Source organism: Bradyrhizobium manausense (assembly GCF_018130615.1).
Lineage (GTDB): Bacteria > Pseudomonadota > Alphaproteobacteria > Rhizobiales > Xanthobacteraceae > Bradyrhizobium > Bradyrhizobium manausense_A.
Map to the genome: position 1 here is coordinate 46,796 of NZ_JAFCKB010000011.1, position 21,779 is coordinate 68,574.

Consider the following 21,779-nt stretch of genomic DNA (forward strand, 5'->3'; position numbering starts at 1 on the left):
GGAATGACGCCGCATTGCATTTGCTGCACTGCCCTCACCACGTATCAATACACGGCCGCTTCTTCTCTGTTCGCGCCGGCGGCTTCGGGACTGACCGCAGACCCGCCATGATCCAGCGCCGCGTTTCGGCGGGATCGATGACGTTGTCGATCTCGAACACGGAAGCGATCGATACGGCCTTGCCGTTGGCGTAGAGCTCGGCGACCTTGTTGCGGTAATAGGTCTCGCGCTCCTCGGGATCGGCGATCGCCTCCATCTCCTTGCGGAAGCCAAGGCGGACGTAGCCTTCCAGACCCATGCCGCCGAATTCGCCGGTCGGCCAGGCCGCCGTGAAGAACGAGGCATGGAAGCCCCCGCCGATCATCGACTGCGCGCCAAGGCCATAGCCCTTGCGCAGCACGATGCCGAACAACGGCACGGTAAGGCTCGCCCCCGTGACGAACATGCGCGAAACGTGGCGCACGATCGCGGTCTTCTCGGCCTCCGGGCCGACCATGAAGCCGGGCGTGTCGCAGAGCGAGACGATCGGCAGATCGAAGGCGTCGCAGAGCTGGAGAAAGCGCGCGGCCTTGTCGCCGGCATCGGCATCGATGGCCCCGCCGAGATGGCGCGGATTGTTGGCGATCAGACCGAACGGCTTGCCCTCGATGCGGATCAGCGCGGTGATCATGCCGACGCCGTAGTCGCGGCGCAACTCCAGCACGGCATCCTTGTCGGCGACGAGGTCGATCACGCTGCGGATGTCGTAGACGCGCAGGCGGTTTTCAGGGATCGCGCGACGGAGCAGGCGCTGGTCCGCAGCCTCCCAGTCCGTCACCGCGCCCTGGAAATAGGACAGGTATTTTTGCGCGACGGAGGTCGCCTCCTCCTCGTCCTCGGCGAGGATGTCGATGACGCCGTTCGGCGACTGGAACGAGACCGGGCCGACCTCGGCCGGGTGATAGACGCCGAGTCCGCCGCCCTCGATCATCGCGGGGCCGCCCATGCCGATCGAGGCGTTCTTGGTGGCGATGATGACATCGCAGCAGCCGAGCATCGCTGCGTTGCCGGCAAAGCAATAGCCGGAGACAACGCCAATGACAGGCACTAGGCCGGAGAGCCTTGCGAACTGCACGAACGACGGCCCATCGAGACCGGTCATGCCGAGCCGGTCGGTATCGCCGGGCCGGCCGCCGCCGCCTTCGGCGTAAAACACCAGCGGCACGCGCCAGTCTTCCGCAAGCGTGAGCATGCGGTCGATCTTCTTGTGGTTCATGTGGCCCTGCGTGCCCGCAAGCACGGTGTAGTCATAGGCCACGACGATGCAGCGCGCGGCATCGCCACCGAATTTTTCGGCATTGACGGTGGCGACCCCCATCACGAGGCCGTCAGCCGGCGTGTTCTTGATGAGGTCGTCGAGCTTGCGCCGCCGGCGCTGCGCCGCAATTGCGAGGCTGCCGTACTCCATGAAGGAGCCTTCGTCGACGAGCTGGGCGACGTTCTCGCGCGCGGTGCGCTGGTCGGTGTTGCGGCGGCGCTCGACCGAGGCTGGACGGTTCGCATCGAGCGTGTTGGCCTGGCGCGCGATCAGCTCGGCAAGATCGGGACGGATGTGATCCAGATCGATCTCCGCTTCCGCGGCCGTACTATCGGCCGCGACGTCGAGCGGTTCGAGATAGAGAATCGGTTCGCCATGCAGCAGCGTGACGCCGTCGCCGGCGACGAGTTTGGTCACACGCCCGCCCTGCTCGGCCATGACCAGATGCTCCATCTTCATGGACTCGATCACGGCAAGCTGCTGGCCCGGGCGGACGACCTCGCCCTCCTTCACCTGGATGGTGACGATGGTCCCTTGCAAGGGCGCTGCGACCATGACCGCGCCTTCCGGCACGACTGGCGCGACCTGGGCCTCGGCACCGTGCGCACCGCTTCGCTCGGCGGCGGCAAAGTAGAGCGGCTTGGCCGCGCCATCCGCCGCCTCGACCAGCTTCGCGATGTTGCGATCGATGAAGTCAGTCGCAATGCGATTGGTTCTGAAATCGGGATTCGCCAGCACCGCCTGGAGGAAGGCGATGTTGGTGACGACGCCATCGATCCGGAACTCGCGCAAGACGCGCGAGGCTTTTGCCACGACATCGTGCCAGGCTTCGCCGGGCGTATGCACGATCACCTTGGCCAGCAGCGAGTCGAAGGCCGCGCTGGTCTTGTAACCGGCATAGCCAAAGCTATCGACGCGGACGCCGGGACCTGACGGCGGTTCGAACACGGCGAGCACGCCGCCGGTCGGATGTGTCGCGCCGGTCTCGTCCAGCGTCTCCATGTTGACGCGGAGCTGCATGGCATAGCCGCGCGGCTTCGGGATCGATGCTTGCGCCAGCCCAAGCGAGGCCAGCGAAGTTCCGGCGGCAACCGCGAGCTGGGCGCGGACGAGATCGAGGCCGAGCACCTCTTCCGTCACGGTGTGCTCGACCTGGAGCCGCGGATTGGCCTCGATGAAGGCAAAGCTGTCTTCAGCCATGCCATCGACCAGAAACTCGAACGTGCCGAGATTGTCATACGACGCGGCCGCCGCAAGCTGCTTGGCCGCCTCGATGATGCGGCCACGCAAGCCATCGCTGAGCGAGGGGCTCGGCGCCACTTCGATCAGCTTCTGGTGCCGGCGTTGGATGGTGCATTCGCGCTCCCAGAGATGGGAGATTGCGCCGTGATGGTCGCCGACGATCTGCACCTCGATATGACGGGCCTGCCGGATCAGCCGCTCGGCATAGACGCCGTCATAGCCGAACGCCGCCTTGGCTTCGGACTGGCAGCGCGCATAGGCCTCCGCGAGATCGTTAGCCTTCTCAACGACACGCATGCCGCGGCCACCGCCGCCGGCCATCGCCTTGATCACGATCACCGCAGTACTGCCGAGCGAGGTGAAGAACGCCGTAATCTCCTCCAGGCTCGACGGCCCGCTGGTGCCGGCAATGATCGGCACGCCGCAGCGCTTTGCCAATTGCCGCGCCGCGACCTTGTCGCCGAACAGCTCGAGTGCCGCCGGCTTCGGCCCGACGAAGGTGATGCCCACATCGGCGCAAGCTTTCGCGAACGCCGCGTTCTCGCTGAGGAAGCCGTAGCCGGGATGCACGGCATCGCAGCCGGCGCTCTTCGCCGCCTTCACGACCGCTTCGATGTCGAGATAGGCCCGCGCGCCGCGGCCGGGGATTTCGACGGCCTCGTCGGCGACACGCACATGCAGCGACATTGCGTCGTCGGCGGGATGGATCGCCACCGTGGCGATGCCGGCGTCGGCGGCGGCGCGCGCGATGCGGATGGCGATCTCGCCGCGATTGGCGATCAGAAGCTTTTTGAACGACATCGTATCTCTCAACTAAACGGCAGCAGGAAGGTCTGGATTGAGCTCCTGCTTCTTCACCTTGCCGGTCGCCGTCAGAGGCAGCGCGTCAATGATGCGTATCTCCGGGACCTTGTAGACGGCCATGCGCTCGGCACACCAGGCTCGCAGATCCTCGGCGGAGATGGTGCCGACGGCCTCAGGCTTGAGCTGGATATAGGCTACCGGCACCTGCCCCTTGTCGGGGTCGTCGCGCCCGATCACGCCTGAGCCCAGCACCTTCGGATGCTGGCCGAGCAGCGCCTCGATCTCCGGCGGAAACACGCTCATGCCCTTGACCTTCAACATCTCCTTGCGGCGGCCGAGGAAGTGGAGGAAGCCGTCCTTGTCGATGGTGCCGATGTCGCCGGTGCGCAGCCAGCCGTCGATCAGCGCCTCCGCGGTCGCCTCCGGCTTGTTCCAGTAGCTCTTGAGCAGCGACGGCGTGCGCACGCGGATCTCGCCCTCCGCGCCGAGCGGCAGCAATGCGCCGGTCTCGAAATCGGTGATCTTGAACTCGGCGCCGGGGACCGGCAGGCCGACGAAGATCGGCTGGTTGTTGAGATCGAAATCGTCGTCCTGGAAGCCGGCCGTGAAGGTGTTGGAGGTGTGGGTCTCCGTCATGCCCCAGGCCGCCTCCATCAGGATCGTGCCGGTGAGATCCTTCCAGCGCTTGCGATAGTCGGCGTTGAGCTTCTTCACGAAAGACACGACGCGGACCTGCTTCAGCGACGACAGGTCGAACTCGTTCCAGCGCGGATGGTCCATCAGCTCGACCGCGCCATCAACCGGCATCGCGGTGATCGTGACCTTGTACTTGTCGATCGCGGCCATCGCGCCGACGGCATCCCAGCGCGCCAGCAGGATCAGCGTTCCGCCGGAGAACAGCGGGAAGATCAGGCCGAAATTCTCGCCCGCGATCCAGAACTCCGGAAAGAACGACAGGAACACGCTGCTCTCGTCCGACAGCACCGAGATGCCGTAATTGGCGGCGGCCGTATAGACCATGTCGCGATGGGTGTGGACGCAGCCCTTCGGCATGCCGGTGGTGCCGCCGGTGTAGTTGAGCGCGGCGACCTCATCGAGGCCGGGCGCCGGCAGCGCGGTGGGTGCGGACTGTGCTGCGAGCGCGGGCAACAGATCGGTCGCGCCTGAAACCGCGATGCGCGGCGCGCGGATCGAGTCCGGCGTCGGAAATGTGGGCGTCGCCGGCACGACATCGGCAAAGCTGGTGACGATGATCTCCCGCAGGCTCACCTCGCCTCTGACCTGCTCGACGACCGGAATGAGCTGGTCCAGCGCCACGATCACCTCGGCCTTGGTGTCGTTGAGCTCGTAGGACAGCTCGAACGCACGCGACAGCGGGCTCACGGGCACATGGACGGCGCCGAGCTTCAGGATGCCGAAGAACACGATGTGGAATTGCGGACAGTTCGGCAGGAAGACCGCGACGCGATCGCCCTTGCGCACGCCCTTGGCCTGCAACAGCGCGGCAAAGCGGTCGCTCTGCTGGTCGAGCTCGGCATAGGTCGTGACGTGCCCGTAGAAGATCACCGCGGGACGTGCGGGGCTCTTCTTGGCCCAGGCGCGCAGATATTCCGTCAAGGGAACTTCGCCATGCAGGTAGTTCGGCGAGCGCGGCATGTCCTTGGGCCAAGCCTTGTCCCAAAGGCCGTGCAAGGTGGCGAGGTAGTTCTTCTCGTTGAGGCCCGCACTCATGACGTCTTCCCGCGCGCTTTTTCTTTTCGGGCACAGATGTGCCTTCGTCCGACGTCATTACACGTCGAGCACGGCGAACGTCATGTCAAGACAAACAGTTCGTCGGCATCACGGGCGATACCGTGACGCGGAAATACGCGGAGAAAGGTTGCGCGTCAGGCCGCTCGCACGCCCGCAACGAAGGCGCTGACCTCGTTCTCCAGCGATTGCAGCTTCTCAGTCAGGCGTCCGCTCGACTGCAGCACGAGACCCGCGGCCTGGCCGGTCTCCGCCGTCGCGTCGGTGACGCCGGAGATGTTTTGCGAGACCTGATCGGTGCCGGAGGCTGCCTCCTGCACGCTGTGCGCAATGGCCTGCGTCGCGGCGCCCTGTTCTTCGACCGCGGCTGCGATCGACGAGGAGATCTCGTTGACCTCCATGATGGTGGCCCGGATGCTCTCGATGTTGCCAACGACCTGGTTGGTCTCGGCCTGGATCGCGGTGATCTGGGCGCCGATCTCGTCGGTCGCTTTCGCGGTCTGGCTCGCCAGCGACTTCACCTCGCTCGCAACCACGGCAAAGCCCTTGCCGGCCTCACCGGCACGCGCGGCTTCGATGGTGGCGTTGAGCGCGAGCAGATTGGTCTGCGAGGCGATCTGGTTGATGAGGTCGATGACCTCGCCGATCTTGTGGGCAGCCGCGGCCAGCCCCTGCACGGTATCATTGGTGCGCTGACCATCGGCGGCCGCCTTGTCCGCCACGGAAGCAGCCTGCGCGACGCGCTGGCTGATCTCGGTGATCGAGGCCGACAATTGCCCGGCAGCGGAAGCCACCGTCTGCACGTTGTTCGATGCCTGCTGGCAGGCAGTGGCGACAAAGCTCGCGCGGTCGGTCGCCTTGTTCGCCGTCTCGGACATGCCTTGCGCGGCCTGCTGCATCGCGCGCGCCTCGTTGAAGACGTCGCGAACGACGGCCTGGACGCTCGCCTCGAACCTGCCGGCGAGATCGGCCATCGTCTTGCGCTTCTCGTCGTCGGCCCGCTGCTTGGTCTCCTGCTGCTCGGCATGCATCCGACCCACGGCCGACGCATTGTCCTTGAACACGGCCAGCGCCTTGGCGAGCCCGCCGACCTCGTCGGCTCGGTTGGTGTAGGGCACCTCGAACGCGCTGTCGCCGGCGGCGAGACGCTCGGTCAATCCGGTGATTTTCGCCAGCGGCCGGGTCACGCTGCGGCCGATCACGAAGGATGCGCCGAGCACCAGCACGAACACGACGAGGCACACCAGGCCGAACGTCATCGCATCCTGGCGGAAGACGGCGTCGACATCGTCGAGATAGATGCCGGTGCCGATGATCCAGCCCCAGGGTGCAAAGCCCTTCACATAGGAGATTTTCCCGACCGGCTGCTCGAAGCCGGGCTTCGGCCAGAGGTAGCTGTAGAAGCCCGCGCCCTGTTTCTTGACAACGTCAACGAAGCCGACGAACAGCGCGTTGCCGGAGGGATCCTTCATCCCGGCGAGATCCTTGCCGTCAAGCTCGGGCTTGATCGGGTGCATGATCATCTTGGGAGTCATGTCGTTGATCCAGAAATACTCGACCTTGTCGTAACGCAGGCTCTTGATCTCGGCCATCGCAGCGGCCTGCGCCTGTTCGCGCGGAAGCTTTCCCTCGCTCTCGAGCTTCTGGTAGTGCGCCAGGATGCCGTAACCGACATCGACCATGTGCTGCGTCTTGGCCTGGCGGTCGGCGATCATCTGGCTGCGCAGGGTCGACAGCGCGATCGGCGCCAGCGCGATCATGCCGAGAAGGCTGATGCCGACAATGAGAACCAGCTTGAAACTGATGCGGGAGAAAATCATCGGTGCTCGCAAGATTTGGCGGGGCTGATATGCCATTTTAACCCGATGGTCTTAGCAAAGCTTTAAGCAATCAGGTTCCCGACGTGGACCTTCGCGTCTGCGCGATCTCGCCCGAGTCGCACAACAGGATCGACCTGGCCCTCGGTGCGAGCGCACTTTGAAATTCGTCGACGATTTGCGGCTGCATTGGAATGGCTCCAAACAAGGAGCCTTCAATGCTGGCGCGTTTCTAGAAGACCTCGATATCGGCCGTCACGGCGTTGACTTGCGCGTGCCGCTGGCAGAACGATCGCGACAGATCTCTTGCGCCAACCGGGCGTGAGCGGCGCCAATAGCCAGCGTAACGAACAGCCAGAGACTTCATGCATCAATCGACAGACACCAGACCGCTCGACCTTCCTGCGTTGGGCGCAGCCGAGCGGCTCTTCATCTGGGGATTTCGAGCGAAGGCTCGAAGCGGGACTGCCGTTCCGACCGCAGCGGATATCCAGGAGGTCTACGACCATTTTCGCGTCGGCGATGCCGTGCCCTCGCTGGAGACCATCATCGAGATCTTTGCGTGCACGGCGCATACGGCCATCCAGGTTCATTGCCCCACCTGCCCGAAGATGTCGGAGAGCGAGCAAGGAATCTTGCGCGCGATCGTGGCGGCGCAAGAGCAGCGCATCGATGTCGCGCGCGAACAGTTCAAAAGCTGGCTGCCGCCGGTTGGCGCCGATTGGGCGCTCGCGCCCGTCAAAGGACTTGCTACGATCTTCCGCATGGCCGGCCTCATCCTGCCGGATCGGCACGTCAGGACTCTCAATGTTGGGCAGACGATGGCGATGAAGAGCTGGCTCGTCGGAAGCCCCACCTTGCACTGACGAGATCGTTCATGAAGCAGGACGAGCAGCGAAGCATCGAAGGCTGCGACGAGTTTTGCCGAACGGCGCTCTCGCTTTTCCGCTTCATTGGGGCTGCCTATGCGACCGGCGCCTCCGATTGCTGGGAGGCGGCCTATCGCTTTGCCGACGAGGCGCCCGGCATTACCGACAGCCCGCTGCTGGTCGCCCGCGTTGCCGCGCTGGTCAGAATCCTGCGCAGCGGACGCCCCTGTGATCTCTGCTTCATGCCACCATCGTGCCGGCGGCTGTCAAAGGACGAGGCGGAATTGATGCGCGTCCTGGCCGTTGCGCGCCGCAGGGAGAGCGCAGAGCTCAAGACCGTCGTCGGCCAGTTCGTCGGGATCGAGCAGGAGCGTGCGGCCACGCAGGCCGTCAACGCACTCGCGTTCTGCTGAGGCCTAGAGCCTTCCCGTTCCCAAGGAATCGGAACGGGCGCTCTAGATTCTTGTTTTGACGCGTTTTCTTGACGCGAACCGGTATCCACTTCGCTCGAAAACGCTCTAGCGAGCGCCCTTGCCGAGCACGAGATCGATGGTGTGGGCCGCGATCCTGCGCAGTTGCGGCTCGTCGTCGAAAGCCCGTTCGAGCACGGCGAGGCCGCGCGTGACCGTGACGATGTGCAGGGCCGCGACCGCCGGGTTGCCGCTGAATTCGCCGCGCTCGGTCCCCGCGGACAATGCGTCCTGAACCAGGGCCGTGATGCGCGACACCAGGTTCGCAAAGGCCTTCCGCGCGTCTTCATCGAGCCCCTCGCCTTCAGCCGCGCCGAGCTCCATCAGCCCCCGCGTCGTCGGACATCCGCGCGGCGGCGAGCCGGAACGGAAATTGGTGATGGTCAGATCGAAGAACGCGGTGAGGCGCTTGCGCAACGAACCTGCGCCGAGTGCTTTTTGCAGAGCAACGAGATAGTCGCCGGCATAGCGCTCATAGGCCTGGAGGAACAGAGCCTCCTTGCTGCCGAACGCATTGTAGAGGCTGCCGCGCTGCACCCCGGCATCGCGCGCAATGTCGGACAGCGAGGTGCCGCGCACGCCCTTGCGCCAGAACTGGTCGAACGCGATGCGCAGGACGTCGTCGTGATCGAACTCGCGGGGCCTCAAATCATGCTCCTCTGCCTCGCAGGCATTATTTGACACGATGTCAAGAATATGGTTTCTGGACATCGTGTCAAATACTAGCCGGGATTGATAGCCCATTTCGTCAATAGGCCGAGCGGCCAGCGCTTGCATGCGCCGCAGCCGGTCGGGGCCGCATGCAAAGGGACCAGCTCATGCCTCTCCTTCACATCTCCATGCGCGCCGGAAAGCCGGATTCCTATCGGCAGGCCATCCTCGACGGTCTCTATCGCGCCATGCGCGAGGCGCTGAACGTGCCTGAAGGCGACGAGTTCATGACCATCAGCGAGCTGTCGCCCGCGAACTTCCGCTGCGGCAACGCCTATGGCGTCAACCGCAGCGAGGATGCCGTGCTGATCCAGATCACCGTGTTCGCCTCGCGCACCCCGGAGCAGAAGAAGGCGCTCTATCGCCGGATCGCCGACCTGCTCGGCGACAATCCCGGCATCCGCCCCGAGGACGTATTCGTCAACGTGCTCGATGCCCCCGCGGAGAACTGGTCCGTCGGCCACGGCATCGCGCAATTCGCGTGAGCTCGAAGGACCTGCCAATACCCTCTTGAGAATTGCCGGCCGGAAGGGTCTGATAGGCCGCGGAGCGAGCCTCCGCCGAGCCGAACTCAGGACCTGAACCACATGACCATGCCGGTCGAGCAGTTGTGGAGCCTGCCGGAGACCGCGCTGGTCGGCGCTTATGCTGAGGCGCGCCGTCGCTATGCGGAGAAGAAGTTCGAGCGCGACACTCAGCGGGCGCGGCTCGAATGGATGCGTGCCAAGCTGTTCGTCAACACGCAAGGCAATGTGACCGAGCGCAAGATGTCGGTCGACGTTTCCGAAGAACTGGCGCGGAAGGGCCAGGAAGTACGGGAGATGACGCGCGATCTCGACATGTTGAAAGTCGACGTCGACGTGATCGACACGATGATCCGGTTGCGCAGCGCGCGCGGCGCCTCTCCGGTTCATGCGGAAGAGACAGCCGAGCAGCCGGCCGAGCCGGACGGGGAGTGACATGACTACGTTCCGGGGAAGCTGCCTGTGCGGCAAGGTCGCTTTCGAGGTCGAAGGTCCGTTCGATCGTTTTCTCAACTGCCATTGCTCGCGTTGCCGCAAGGCGACCGGGACCGCGCATTCCTGCGAGGTGGTCGTCAAGGCCGGCGCACTGCGCTGGCTGCGCGGCGAAGCATCTGTCGCTCGCTTCGATCTGCCCAATGCACGCAGCTTTGCCACCGCATTCTGCAAAACCTGCGGCAGCCCGATGCCACACCTCACACGCAGCGGGCGCGAGGCGATCATCCATGCCGGCGCGTTCGACGAGCCGCTCGGCACGACACCCGACCGGCATGTCCAGTGGGCGTCACGCGCAGAATGGTATGTGCACGGGGATGGATTGCCGGTGGAGGATTGAGGCTGAACGTTCAGCATGCACGCTGTGGTGTAAGGCGGCGTCGACGGAAGCGATTGGCTCCTATCGCCTCAATTCAAGCTGAAGCAACACACCCGTCCATAAGCGCGTCGAGCTCGGCTTTCGACAGCACCCCGAGCTCGGCGATGAAGACGATCCGCGCCCGCGGCACGCCTTCACTCGGCGGCTCGCCCGGCGCCAGTGTCGCGCGGCCGCCGGCGAACTGAAACACCATCAGACGTCCGGGCTGCTCGACCGTTTCGAACAGGCCTTTTGCACGTGCCAGCTTCGGCGCAAGCCGGCCGATTGCTTGCTGCAATCGCGGCAGCGAGAGCGGCCGGTCCGAGGTCCAGCTCAGCGTCTCGAAGCGCTCTTCTGCCGGACGTTTCGGTCCCGGCTCGCGCAGCGCGGGCGCGCGGTCGGTGGTCGCGGGAAACAGCAGCGCGGCTGGAAGCTCGCCGTGCTTCGCGTCGACCACCACGGCGGGCACGCGTTGCGCGCGGATGGCCTCGCGCATCCGCACGCCTGCGCCTTCGTCAGCCAGATCCAGCTTGCTCAGCGCCACGATGTCGGCGACGCGCAGCTGCGACCGCATCAGCGCATCATCCAGAGCGGCCCGCGGCGTTGCCGAGTCCATCACGCAGAGCACCGTTTCCAGCGGCGCCTCGCGCAGGATCACCGGATCCATCAAATTGCGGACGACGTCGCCGGGATCGGCGACGCCGCTGGTCTCGATGACGATGTAGTCCGGCTTCGAATCGCGCCGCAGCAAGACCGAGAGTGTCCGCAACAAATCGCCTTCGAGCGAGCAGCAGATGCAGCCATTGGCGAGACTGACCACGCCGTCGCTCGCGCCGGCGATCAATTCGGCATCGATATTGATCGCGCCGAAATCGTTGACGATGGCGGCAATGCGCCGTCCTTCCGCGTTCGCCAGCAGATGGTTGACGACCGTGGTCTTGCCCGCCCCCAAAAAACCGGTGACCAGGAGAACGGGAACCGGCATCGATCAGCTCCCGACGACGGGACGGCGCACGGGCTTTCCGGGCCGCGCCGCGACGTCGAGCACGCCGTCGCTGATCAGCACCTGGCCGCTGACCACGAGATGTCGCACGCCTTCCGACGCACGGTTCATCGCCGTGAACGTCGCGCGATCCGACAGCTTCTCGTAATCGAACACCACGATGTCGGCGTCGGCGTCCTTTGCCAGCCGGCCCTTGGCGCGCATCGCCGGCGTGCTCTGCGACAGGATCTGTGCGGGGATCAGCGCGCATTTGCGCACACCTTCGAGCAACGACACGGTTTTGCGCTCGCGCACCCATTCGCGGATGAACTTCGTGAAGCAGCCGGCCGAGCGCGGATGCGAGGTGGCGTCATCCGGCAGCGGCCAGGCATCGCCCTTGTAGGTGCTGCCGTCCGACAGCGTCCACGGCATCGCGTCGGAGGCGATCGCGCCGCCGGGATAGAGCACCGACATATCGAGCAGATCGCGGTGATGCGCATTGTTCTCGGTGTCGAGGATGTGCCAGAGCACCAGCGAGGACGGCTCGTCGGCTTGAGCTTTCAGCAGTTCCTCGCGGTCATGGAAGCGATAGCCGTCGGTCACGCGCTGCACGGAATCGTAACCGGTGCCGTTGCGCTCGACGAATTCGGGATCGCTGAAGAAGGCCGCGGCCAGCACGGTCGAGCCGGTGCCGTACGGATAGGCTTCGACCGTGATCGGCAGGCCCTGTGCCTGCGCCTTCTCGATCAGCACGCGGCAGCGTTCGATATCGGTCTTGCTCGACGAATTGAAATGACAGATGTGCATATGCGCGCCTGTCGCGCCGGCATAGCCGATCAGGCGGATATAGGCTTCCGCCGCGCTCTCGGGATCGATGCGCGACATGTAGGCGACGTGGGTGAAGGTCGGGACATTTTGCTTGGCCGCGAGCTGGCACACCGCGGTCAGCTCCTGCACGCCGGCACCCGGCGCATAGGCGTTCAAGATGCCGATGCCGATGCCGCCCTCGTTCAAACCGCGCGTGAGACGCTCGAGGATTCCCACCACCTCCGCATCGCTCGCCACATTATCCATCCAGCGGCGATCGCGCATGGCGTTGCCGAACGCTTCCAGCGAGCTCTCCGCGTTCGAGCCCGTCATCGCGCCGATGCGCGCAAAGGCCCAGTTGGTGGCGGCGCCGTAGTTCAGCACGCGGCCTCGCCTCGCCTGGCGCTCGTACCAGGGGGCGACAGGCAGCACGCCGGCCTCGAGATCGAGCGTCGTCGTCACGCCGTCGAAGGCCTGCATGCGGTCGGCGGGGACCGACTGGCCGTGGGCGTGCAGGTCGATGAAGCCGGGCGCGACCACGAGCCCGGTCGCATCGATCACCCGCTCGGCGCTGCCGAGCGAGGAGCCGACGGCGGCAATCTTGCCGTCCATCACCGCCACGTCGCCGACGGCGTCCATTCCGCTCGCGGGATCCACGACCCGGCCGCCAGAGATCACCAAACCGCTCATATCATCACTCCGCCAAGCTATTTCCCAAACCTCCAAAGGCCCGGCAGCAGCTTCGGAGGCGCAGACCGGCCGCATCAGCGCACCGTCCCGGCGCGCATGAAGGCAGATTTTTTGATGAACCACCACCGCCACCGGAGCCGACACAGTATGCAGATTGCACCACTTCGATCGCCGCGGTCGCGCGAATGGGATGCAGTCCCGGGTTGCATCCCGGCCAATACCAAGCTATTGGGTGCGCGCAATTTCATTTTGGAGGCGATCATGTCGACGACAGCACGCTTCCCGGGTTCGCCGCGCGATATTTGACGCGCTCCCCCGGGACCAAAGGCCCGGGTGAACGATAAAGCCCCATATCAACTCTTATCTGCCGCGGCCCATCGGCGCCGCGATCTCGAACCTGTGTCATGACATCCCATGTTTTACCGGCTCCTTGTCAGGCGGCCGGGCGTTCCGACCTGCTTGAACGCCGGCTTCGGCGATATCACCCGAGCGTCCAGGACGCGGTGGGCGCGTTGAGCGCGCGACACGCACGTTTGGCCGACCTCGCCGCGAGCTTTCCTGCGCTTCTCTTCGCACTGGCTGTACCGCGGCCACGGTGCGATCCCGCGCGCGCCATTGCATCCGTGATCGACGGCGCCGCCCTCTCGCAAATCGCCGCACTTGCCGACTTGCCCTTGTGGCTGCGCAAGCTTCCCCCGGAAGCGTTCGTGCGTCCGATCCCGCGATTGCCCGATGGCGAACTTCTTCGCCGGCAGATCGCGAACCACCTTCCGCGCTCTCCCAAGCTCGCGCCGACCTGGCTTCAGCTCGTGGCCGATGCTGCCGAGATCGCGCATGAGCCGTTGGCGGCGTGGATCGCGCGCGAATACGTCCGCGATCCGCGGCAGGTGCCCCCCGCACGGTTGCGGCGCATCGCTCTTTGGGCCTGGTTCTCCGCCGAGCCCGCTACAGCAGGGCACGACCTGATCGAACGGCCATGGACACCGGACATGCGGATCGATGCCGCACGTTCCGCCGCGCATGATTGGCAAGCCGCAGTAACCCTGCATGCAAATCTCGGTCGACAGCCGATCCCCGATATGTGGCTGCGGGCGGGCCGGATAGCAGGTTACGAGTTCCTGCCGCTGGATTCGTTGACCGCGATCACCGAAGAGGCAAGGGCCATGCGGAATTGCCTCCGAACCTACGGCACCAACCTCGCGCATAATCAAACGCGAGTTTGGAGTGTGCGGAAGGACGGTGAACGCGTCGCGACGTTGCAGATCGCCCGCCGTTATCGCGACCCGCTGCCAAACATCGTTCAGCTCAAGGGGCCCGGCAACATCGAGGCCTCGCGCGAGCTGTGGTGGGCAGCGCGTCAATGGCTGCACAGGCACGATCTGTCGCAGGTCGTGATCAAGCCGCGGAGCTGGGGTACTGCGCCGCTCAATCGCGAAAGCTGGGTGTCGCTATGGCGGCCCTACTGGCTGGCCAAACGTCGTATCCCCGACTGGCTGCCGTTGGCCCCTTCGCGCGCAGCGCTGGAGGCGCTGTGAACCTACCAAAGCCGTTGGCAAAGCGTTGACCACCATCGGAACAACTGAAACGATTGGGCGCGCCGGATTCTCCGGCGAGACGGGACAGGGGCACGCTTCTCGGTGACAGAGATCGACAACACCGCGAAGGCAAATTCATTGTGCGAGCTGTTCGGGTCGGCACCGAGCGAAAACGCGATCGGCAATCTCAGCACCCATGTCGGCTTTCGCCAGATCGATCGCCATGTGCTTCCCGTCACGATCAACAGCGGCACCCGGCCGACCTGCTATCTGTGCTGCCCCTCCGTCGCGTATATTGATTATGCGCGCGACGAGCTGCGTCACTTCTCGGAGCATCGGCTGTTATCGGCCATGCTGGATGGCCTGCTCAAGCTGGGTTATCCGCTGATCCGGGCAGCCGGGCTCGACCGACAGGTGCAGGTGAACAACTGGCTGATCGCAACAAATCCTGTTCCCGATGTCACGCTTGATGCGCTTCAGGCGGTGACGCAGGCGATCACGCAAGAGCATCCCGGACACGTGGTGGTCTGGCGCTCTCTGAACGATTTCAGCGACCGCGAGACGATGCGGACTTTTTGCCAGGCCGGCTACCAGATGTATCCGGCGCGGCAGATCTACATGTTCGATTGCAGGGACGCTGAGCCGAAGATTGGTCGCGACGAAAGACGCGACCGCACGCTGCTGGACGAGGCGGGCTTCACTCTCGTCACGCCGGAGGAATTTCGCGACGACGATTTCGTTCGCGCGCAGCTGCTCTACCGGCATCTCTATCTCGAGAAGTACACCTGGCTGAACCCGCAATACACCGCTGCGTTCATGAGAACGGCACATGCCGGCGGCATCCTCGAATTCTGGGGGACACGCGCCGCAGACGGACAACTCGCCGGCGTGATCGCGTTCTTCGACCGCGGCCGCACCATGACGGCGCCGATCGTCGGCTATGACAGCACCGTGCCGCAGGCGATAGGTCTCTATCGCATGCTGATGGCGCTGGCGGCGAAGCGCGCGCGGGAGCGGAAAATGCTCTACAACATGAGCGCCGGCGCCGCATCATTTAAACGCAACAGGGGCGGCATCGCCGCGCTGGAATATTCCGCCGTCTACAACGCCCATCTTGCGCCGACGACCCGGCTGGCCGCATGTCTGGTTCGGGCAATTCTGGAACGGGTCGGCATCGCCATGCTGCGGAGCTTTGAGCTATGACGGGTCGAGCATCGACCTGGTACGCGGTTGCGCTGAGCCGCAAGATCGGCGCGAAGCCGCATCGCGTACTGCTCGGCGGCCAGCCTTTCGTCTTGTTCCGATCCGGCGAGACCCTGAAATGCCTAACCGACCGCTGCCCGCACCGCTTCGCGCCGTTGTCGCTGGGCCGCGTGATCGACGGCACCATCGAATGCCCCTATCACGGCTGGCAGTTCGGCGGCGACGGCCGCTGCCGCAGCATGCCGGGCCTGCTGGAGCAGCCGCCGAACATCGCAGTGCCGGCACATGCGGTGCGCGAACAGAACGGCCTGATCTACATTTCGCCGGGCAGCCAACGCGGCAAACCTTATCCCGGTGTGCTGTCGGGACCGGGCACCGTGAGCAGCGTTGTCGAGAATCGCGTTCGCTCGACCTTGCTCGACGTCGCCGAAAACATTTTGGACGCCACCCACACCCACTTCACCCATAGCGGCCTGCTGCGCGGGCTGAGCAGCCGGCGCTGGAAGGTCAGGGTATCCGTGACAGGCGGCAATGGCTGGGTCGAGGCCCGGTACGAAGGCGAGCCACGGCAGGAAGGTTTGATCAGCCGGTTGCTGGAAGGCGAGCGTTCAATCAGCGTCGGCCGCTTCATCGCGCCGGGCATCGCCGAGCTCGAATTCTGGGGACGCGACCAAATCAACTTGTCGACGACATTTCATCTGCGCCAGGAGGACGATGACCACGTGCGCGGCTTCTGCGTGCTGGCGGGGCCACGTCAAGGTGGCCTCGGATATCTCAAAGCCCTTCTGTTCAAGCCGCTGTTCATGATCGCGCTGCGCCAAGATCAGCGCATTCTCACGGCCGCGCGGGACAACAAGCCACCGGACGCGCTGCCTGTGGTCAGCCGCCTCGACGTGCTCAGGCCCAGCATCGACGCGATTCTGCGCGGCGAACGTCCGGCGGTTGCTGACGCGCCGTTCGAGATCACCATGGAATTGTGATCCTCACGACAGCGGCTCGCCGTCCCATTCGATATCGCGCACTGAGGCTTCAACCAGCCCGGTACCGTTCCGCAGCGCGCGAACGGCGATCTCTCCGAGCGCCCGCAACTGCGCCAACAACAGTCCGCGATCCCCGGGCCAGGCGGAGATGTCCTGCATGCCGGCAAAGTCGCGCCGCCATTGCGCAAGCCCGCGATGGCGTATGGCGTCAGGCAAGCCATAGGCCAGCATGGCCAATGGCAGCGTCATCGGCGCTGTGGATGATGCCCGCGCGGCGCGTCCTTCGAGAATTGATTTCTCAAGACCGTCCGCGGGTCCAAAATAATGCACACCGCTCGTCGTGCGCGGATTGCATTCGATGACATGCAGCGCGTCGTGTGCGTCACGGCGGAAATCGAACGAAATCTGACCGGTCCAGTTCAATCGCCCGACCAACCCTTCCACAAACTGCCGCGCGACCGGTTCATCGGCCGGCGCGAAGGCGACGCCGGCACCCAGGCCGACCCGATAGGTCGGCCTGTAACTTTGAAATGCCGCGAGGCAACCATCGACGGCGACCGCATAGGCGCTGATCTCTTCGCCCGGCAGGTAGGTCTGTGCAACCCAGGGATCCGCCGCAGTCGGAAAAAGCGCGTCGACAACGGCGCGCGATGGCCGGATCAGCACGCGCGATCCGAACCGCGACCATGCGGGCTTCAGGACCAGCGCTTCGCTCGACTGCGACAGCCTTGGGAGGTCTTCCCGCGAGAGCAGCCGCGTAGTCGGCGGCGGATCGGCGCCGAGCCCGGTGGCGAGCTCCGCGAAGTCGGCCTTGTTGTGGACTCTTGCGAGCAGATCGAAACGCGGCGCAAACAGGGGAACGTCGATGCGGCTGATGTCGCGGACCGCGGCCAGGAAGAACACCTCCTCGCAGGTCGGCACGATGAGATCCGGCGCTTCGCGCGCAACCAGCGCCGCCACTGCCGCGCAGTAGTCGGAAAAACTCGCCCGCGGCGACGGCAATTGCGCATAGCCATGCTTCATCCGCGTCGCCCGCGACATCGGATAGCGGAAGGTGTCGGCCAGAATGACGCGATGGCCGGCGCTGTGAAAAATTCGCGCCAGATGCAGCGCCGCAGGCGCTCGGGCTCCGGTGACGAGAACGGCCTTCCTCATGGGACGCCCGGCTTCCAGCAATTTTCGACGCGCCGAAGTTTTGCGTCGTTGCGCGGCTGCAGGGCTTCGTGCTGCACGTCAACGCCGGGGCGCGCTCCAAGCCCCTCACACACGCGCAGCACCGCGTCACGTGCGGCCTCACCAGCGGAGATATTGACGTGGACCGGCAGGACGATGTCGATGCGGTTTTCGCCGGTCTGCCGGATGCGAAAATCATCGATGCTCCGGTCGGCCGCCAGCACGGCATTGCGGAGCACGTCGGGAGTCACCAGCACATCGGACCGCGCCGAATCGCGGTTCGGCAGCAGAAAGACATCGTCGCGACGACCGATCACCTCCGCGACGGCTTGCATGGCCGACCCGCAGGGACAGCGCATCGGGGCGAGACGAAGGATATCGTTCATGCGGTACCGCGCCATGACCTGGGTGCGTCGCGTGAAATCGGTCACGATCGGCGCCACGAGATCGGAGCTGCCGGCGACGGGCTCGAATTCGAAATGGACCACGTCTTCTGCGAGATGCAGCGTACCGTGCTCGCAGGACACGCCGAACAGGCCCTCCGTCGCCATGTAGATTTGCCGCAAGCCCAGGCCGAAGCGACGCTCGATCACCTCCCGGTCCGGCGGATCGAGCACCTCCGCAGTCGAGAACATCGCTCGCGGGGCGATCGCGACGCCGTTCTCTGCGAACCAGCGCAGCGCCTTTGGCGGACCGACGACCACGGTCGGCTGGAAAGCGGCGAGCGTTTCGGCAGCCGAAGGCATGCTGAGCCTGAGATCGACGAAGCAAAGTTTCAGCAGCTTCGCTTCGTTCGCGGAATCGTAGAGCCGCGACGAGCGCGGCAGCACGATGGCGACCCGATGCTGTCGCCACAAGGACGGCGGAATCGCCTTTGCAACGATGGTGCCGAGCCAGACGAAGCGCTCTTCGTCCGAAACGAGATAGAGTCCCTGATTACCGCTGGTGCCGGTGCTGCAGCCGACATCATAACCCCTGGGCGCCTCCCCCCGGTCGATCATGGTCCAGATCTGCGCGGCGGTCAGACCGAGCCGGTTGAAATCCTCGAAGCGCGCCATGACCTCGCGCTTACCGACGATGGGAAGCTCGGACAACACCCCGTCGCGAAAGGTGCGATAGAAGGCAGCCTGCCGTGTCGCATCGCGCATCAGCCGCGCGAGACGCGGCTGCTGCCATCGCGCGATCCGGGCGCGGCTGGTCAGCCAGCGCCGCAGCAGGCGCGTGCGCAGATAGGCCGATGCCAATGCCAATTGCGGCGTCACGACATCGGCTCTTCAACATCATGGCAGAGATGAATTCGGCCGCCCTGCTCGGCGAACGCCCTGAGCAGGCGCTGACTGTCGCGTCCGGCGCTGATATCGTCGAACACGACGGCTCTGGAGATCCACGGCGTCTTGTCCTGCATCAGCGCCTCGCGCGTCCATGCCACATCAGTAGCGTAGATGACCGGACCTGCCGGCTCGCGCCAGAAGATGCCGAAATGGCCGAACGCATGTCCCGGCAGCGGCACCGCGAGATAGGAGCCATCGCCGAAAAGATCATGGCCGTCGCCGAGCAGGGTGCCGGTCGACCGTCGCGTCAGCCCTTCGACCGGCCGCAGCCGCTCGGTGATATCCGGCGGGATCAGCTCCTTGAAAATCCCTTGGTGCAGGGCCGCGGCTGGGCTCATCGCCATGACCGCGTGCGCCGCGGCTGCCCAGGCGATGACCTCGGCGTTCACGAACAACCGAAGACTCGACACGTGATCGGCGTGAAAATGGGTGACGACGACATGGCGGATATCGGCCGGAGCGACGCCGAGATTGCGCAACGTCGTCTCTACGGCCTCGCCGGCGTTCAGTTGCGGGCGAAGCACCGCGCTGTAGAGACGCAATGCCGCGCTGCGCTGCCCCTGCGTCACCTCCGGTCCGACGCCGGTATCGACAAGGCAGAGCCCACGCGCGCCGAGGTCGATCAGGCCGTAGCGCACCGTGAGCCGCGCACGTTTCAGCCCGGCACCGCGCTTGATGAGACCGGCGAAGACATCGATATGCGCGCTGTTGAACAGCTTCATGCCGCCTGATCTCCCGCGAACGTCCGCTGCAAACCTTCGGCGAAGGTGATCCCCGGTGTCCAGCCGATGTCGTTGCGGATGGCCGAGAGATCGAGCGTCTGGCTGAACGCAAGCAGGCCCGCAGTATAGGCCGTCACCACTGGCTCGACCTGCGGCCGGAACAGTGTGTGAAATCCCTCGATGGCACGGATGGCGGTGAGCGCGACCGGCCAGGGCAGCTCGCGCCAGCGCACATCAAGGCCCGAGAGCGCGGCGCTGCGGGTGATGATGTCGCGGATCGACACCGCCTCTCCGCCCGAGACGTTGTAGACCGCACCCGTCGCCCGGTCCCGATGGTCCAGTACGCGCGCGATCGCGGCCACGACGTCGTCGACATGGGTGAGATCGATCACCGCCCGCCCGCCGTTGAACGAGGGCAGCGGCCCTCGCCTGGCTGCCCGCAGCAACCGCGGCAGCAGGGCCCTGTCGCCCGCCCCGTAGATGCCGCGCGGCCGCACGATGGTCCAGGGAAGATCAGCCGCAGAACCGACGAATTGTTCGGCCGCGACCTTGCTCCAGGCATAATGATTGACCGGCGCGGGCAGCGCCGAGGTCTCGCCGACATTCAGCCTGTCACGGAAACTGAAATAGACACTGGACGACGACACATAGATAAAATGCGGACGCCCCCAACGTCGTGCCTGTGCCAGCAGACTGGCCGTTGCGGTGACGTTGTTGCGTTCGAAATCGCGTCGCGGCCCCCAATTCGACGACAGGCCGGCGCAATGGACGATGGCATCGACTCCTTCGATCTCGAGCGCGGACAATGAAGCGGCATCGGCGAGATCGCAAGTCTTTACCGTAATGCGTCCGTCGCGAAGGGCGTCGCGGAGCAAAGCGGACCGACCGAGCGCCACGACCTCGTGGTCGCACGCCGCCAGATGGCGCGCCAAGCGACGCCCCAGGAAACCACCCGCTCCCGTCACCAATATCCGCGGCATCTAGATCTCGATCGCCATGCCGCCGAACGACACGCCCGCAGAGGTGCCGAGCAGGATGACCCGCGATCCCCGGCTAATGCGCTGCTGGTGTCGCGCAAGGTGCAGCGCGGTCGGGATCGACGCTGCGACCTGGTTGCCATGGGTGGCAACGATATCGATGACCTTGTCACGCGGGAAACCGCAGCGCTTGACGAGGTGTGTCAGCGCAAAGGGACTGGCCTGGTGCGGAACGACGAGATCGACGCTCTCGCGCGTCCAGCCTGCGCCTTTGAGCAACTCATCGACAAAGCCGGGAAACTTGCTCGCGGTCAGCTTGAACAGGTCGCGGCCATTCATCTGGAAGAAGCGGCCCGCCGCGAAGCGCTCGGGCTCGCGCGCGAAGTCGATCCCCGTCCCGCCTGACGCCAGCGAGCAGGCCTCATAGCCCTCATGGTGGACCTCGAAACGAACAGCCCTGACATGGCTCGCGCTATCAGGTTCGGGCCGGACCAGCACCGCCGCCGCGGCGCCATCCCCGAACAATCCGGCCGTGGCCGGATCGGTCTGCCACGGCAGGGCTCGCGAGGCCATCTCGGACGAGACGACCAGGGCACAGCGATGGCGCCCGGCGGCGATCATCAATGTCGCCATGTCGAAGCCCGACAGGAAGCTGAGGCAGGTCGAGTTCACGTCGAGCGTCGAGCAGTGCCCAGCGGGAATGCCGAGATGCCGCGCGATCAGCGGCGCCGTAATCGGAATCGAATATTTGGGAACGGCGCTCGCGAAGATCAGGAGGTCGATCGCTGATGGTGCGATGCCGGCCTCGGCCAGCGCGTCCTGCGCAGCACTGGCCGCAAGCTCGTCCTGCGTCTCGGCCTCGCAAACGAACCGTTCCCTCACGCCGCAATTCGCCTCGAGCCATCCATCCGGCTTTCCCAGCTCGCGGTCGAGGGCGGCCGAGCTGACTTTCTTCCCTGGCAGGCTCGTCCCTGTTCCGCGCAAGCTGAACGCAATCGGCGTCATGGCACCTCTGATTCCCGTGGAGCCGTCCTAAACTACAGGAT

20 protein-coding genes are annotated in these 21,779 nt (G+C 65.0%); 9 read left to right on the forward strand and 11 right to left on the reverse strand.

All coding sequences use genetic code 11. The features are described from left to right. Positions 1–34: 34 nt before the first annotated feature. The 3 genes from JQ587_RS21145 to JQ587_RS21155 form a co-directional block, all read right to left on the reverse strand. A complete protein-coding gene (locus JQ587_RS21145; protein WP_212426528.1) occupies positions 35–3,340 on the reverse strand; it encodes an acetyl-CoA carboxylase family protein in 3,306 nt (1,101 codons plus the stop codon). Positions 3,341–3,352: 12 nt separating this feature from the next. Beyond that, positions 3,353–5,074, reverse strand: coding sequence for an AMP-binding protein (locus JQ587_RS21150; protein WP_212426529.1), 1,722 nt, complete (start codon positions 5,072–5,074; stop codon positions 3,353–3,355). A 155-nt stretch (positions 5,075–5,229) separates the two neighbouring features. Then, entirely contained in the window at positions 5,230–6,912 is a 1,683-nt protein-coding gene (locus tag JQ587_RS21155) for a methyl-accepting chemotaxis protein (protein WP_212300106.1), read from the reverse strand. Between the two features lie 157 nt (positions 6,913–7,069). On the opposite strand from JQ587_RS21155, the gene JQ587_RS21160 reads away from it, so the two are divergent. From JQ587_RS21160 to JQ587_RS21170, 3 genes are read left to right on the forward strand one after another with little or no spacing between them, the layout of a single operon-like run. Then, positions 7,070–7,234, forward strand: a complete 165-nt coding sequence (locus JQ587_RS21160; RefSeq protein WP_212426530.1) for a hypothetical protein — start codon at positions 7,070–7,072, stop codon at positions 7,232–7,234. A gap of 40 nt (positions 7,235–7,274) precedes the next feature. Continuing rightward, positions 7,275–7,775: a hypothetical protein gene (locus JQ587_RS21165; protein ID WP_212426531.1), complete on the forward strand. Its 501-nt coding sequence runs from the start codon at positions 7,275–7,277 to the stop codon at positions 7,773–7,775. 11 nt (positions 7,776–7,786) lie between these two features. After that, positions 7,787–8,191, forward strand: coding sequence for a hypothetical protein (locus JQ587_RS21170; protein ID WP_249154426.1), 405 nt, complete (start codon positions 7,787–7,789; stop codon positions 8,189–8,191). Positions 8,192–8,296: 105 nt separating this feature from the next. On the opposite strand, the gene JQ587_RS21175 is transcribed toward JQ587_RS21170, so the two are convergent. Beyond that, complete coding sequence (locus JQ587_RS21175; protein ID WP_212426532.1) at positions 8,297–8,896, reverse strand: TetR/AcrR family transcriptional regulator; 600 nt, start codon at positions 8,894–8,896, stop codon at positions 8,297–8,299. 170 nt (positions 8,897–9,066) lie between these two features. On the opposite strand from JQ587_RS21175, the gene JQ587_RS21180 reads away from it, so the two are divergent. From JQ587_RS21180 to JQ587_RS21190, 3 genes are all read left to right on the forward strand, one after another. Beyond that, complete coding sequence (locus tag JQ587_RS21180; RefSeq protein WP_212300110.1) at positions 9,067–9,444, forward strand: tautomerase family protein; 378 nt, start codon at positions 9,067–9,069, stop codon at positions 9,442–9,444. Positions 9,445–9,546: 102 nt separating this feature from the next. Next, complete coding sequence (locus JQ587_RS21185) at positions 9,547–9,918, forward strand: hypothetical protein (protein ID WP_212426533.1); 372 nt, start codon at positions 9,547–9,549, stop codon at positions 9,916–9,918. Position 9,919: 1 nt separating this feature from the next. Then, positions 9,920–10,315 carry a GFA family protein gene (locus tag JQ587_RS21190; protein WP_212426534.1) on the forward strand — a complete coding sequence of 132 codons (396 nt, stop codon included), beginning with the start codon at positions 9,920–9,922 and terminating at the stop codon, positions 10,313–10,315. A gap of 73 nt (positions 10,316–10,388) precedes the next feature. On the opposite strand, the gene JQ587_RS21195 is transcribed toward JQ587_RS21190, so the two are convergent. Together JQ587_RS21195 and JQ587_RS21200 are read right to left on the reverse strand one after the other, a co-directional pair. Continuing rightward, positions 10,389–11,318 carry a CobW family GTP-binding protein gene (locus JQ587_RS21195; protein ID WP_212426535.1) on the reverse strand — a complete coding sequence of 310 codons (930 nt, stop codon included), beginning with the start codon at positions 11,316–11,318 and terminating at the stop codon, positions 10,389–10,391. Positions 11,319–11,321: 3 nt separating this feature from the next. Beyond that, entirely contained in the window at positions 11,322–12,812 is a 1,491-nt protein-coding gene (locus JQ587_RS21200) for an amidohydrolase family protein (protein ID WP_212426536.1), read from the reverse strand. Between the two features lie 533 nt (positions 12,813–13,345). Here JQ587_RS21200 and JQ587_RS21205 point away from each other — a divergent pair. The 3 genes from JQ587_RS21205 (at position 13,346) to JQ587_RS21215 (ending at position 16,530) form a co-directional block, all read left to right on the forward strand. Next, complete coding sequence (locus tag JQ587_RS21205; protein WP_249154427.1) at positions 13,346–14,347, forward strand: PcfJ domain-containing protein; 1,002 nt, start codon at positions 13,346–13,348, stop codon at positions 14,345–14,347. A 102-nt stretch (positions 14,348–14,449) separates the two neighbouring features. Continuing rightward, the gene (locus JQ587_RS37045; protein WP_212426538.1) at positions 14,450–15,550 is read left to right on the forward strand and encodes a GNAT family N-acetyltransferase; all 1,101 of its coding nucleotides are present in this window, start codon (positions 14,450–14,452) and stop codon (positions 15,548–15,550) included. After that, positions 15,547–16,530, forward strand: coding sequence for a Rieske 2Fe-2S domain-containing protein (locus JQ587_RS21215; RefSeq protein ID WP_212426539.1), 984 nt, complete (start codon positions 15,547–15,549; stop codon positions 16,528–16,530). The genes JQ587_RS37045 and JQ587_RS21215 overlap by 4 nt, the downstream gene beginning before the upstream one ends. A 3-nt stretch (positions 16,531–16,533) precedes the next feature. Here JQ587_RS21215 and JQ587_RS21220 read toward each other — a convergent pair whose 3' ends face one another. Genes JQ587_RS21220 through JQ587_RS21240 form a run of 5 tightly spaced genes read right to left on the reverse strand, consistent with a single transcriptional unit; the run spans position 16,534 to position 21,738 of the window. After that, positions 16,534–17,685, reverse strand: a complete 1,152-nt coding sequence (locus JQ587_RS21220; RefSeq protein ID WP_212426540.1) for an ATP-grasp domain-containing protein — start codon at positions 17,683–17,685, stop codon at positions 16,534–16,536. Further along, entirely contained in the window at positions 17,682–18,965 is a 1,284-nt protein-coding gene (locus JQ587_RS21225; protein WP_212426541.1) for a F390 synthetase-related protein, read from the reverse strand. The genes JQ587_RS21220 and JQ587_RS21225 overlap by 4 nt, the downstream gene beginning before the upstream one ends. Continuing rightward, a complete protein-coding gene (locus JQ587_RS21230) occupies positions 18,962–19,756 on the reverse strand; it encodes an MBL fold metallo-hydrolase (RefSeq protein ID WP_212300120.1) in 795 nt (264 codons plus the stop codon). Before JQ587_RS21230 ends, JQ587_RS21225 begins: the two co-directional genes overlap by 4 nt. Beyond that, positions 19,753–20,736, reverse strand: a complete 984-nt coding sequence (locus JQ587_RS21235; RefSeq protein WP_212426542.1) for an NAD-dependent epimerase/dehydratase family protein — start codon at positions 20,734–20,736, stop codon at positions 19,753–19,755. Before JQ587_RS21235 ends, JQ587_RS21230 begins: the two co-directional genes overlap by 4 nt. Further along, a complete protein-coding gene (locus JQ587_RS21240; protein WP_212426543.1) occupies positions 20,737–21,738 on the reverse strand; it encodes a 3-oxoacyl-ACP synthase III family protein in 1,002 nt (333 codons plus the stop codon). It abuts the gene before it with no gap. Between the last annotated feature and the right edge of the window lie 41 nt (positions 21,739–21,779).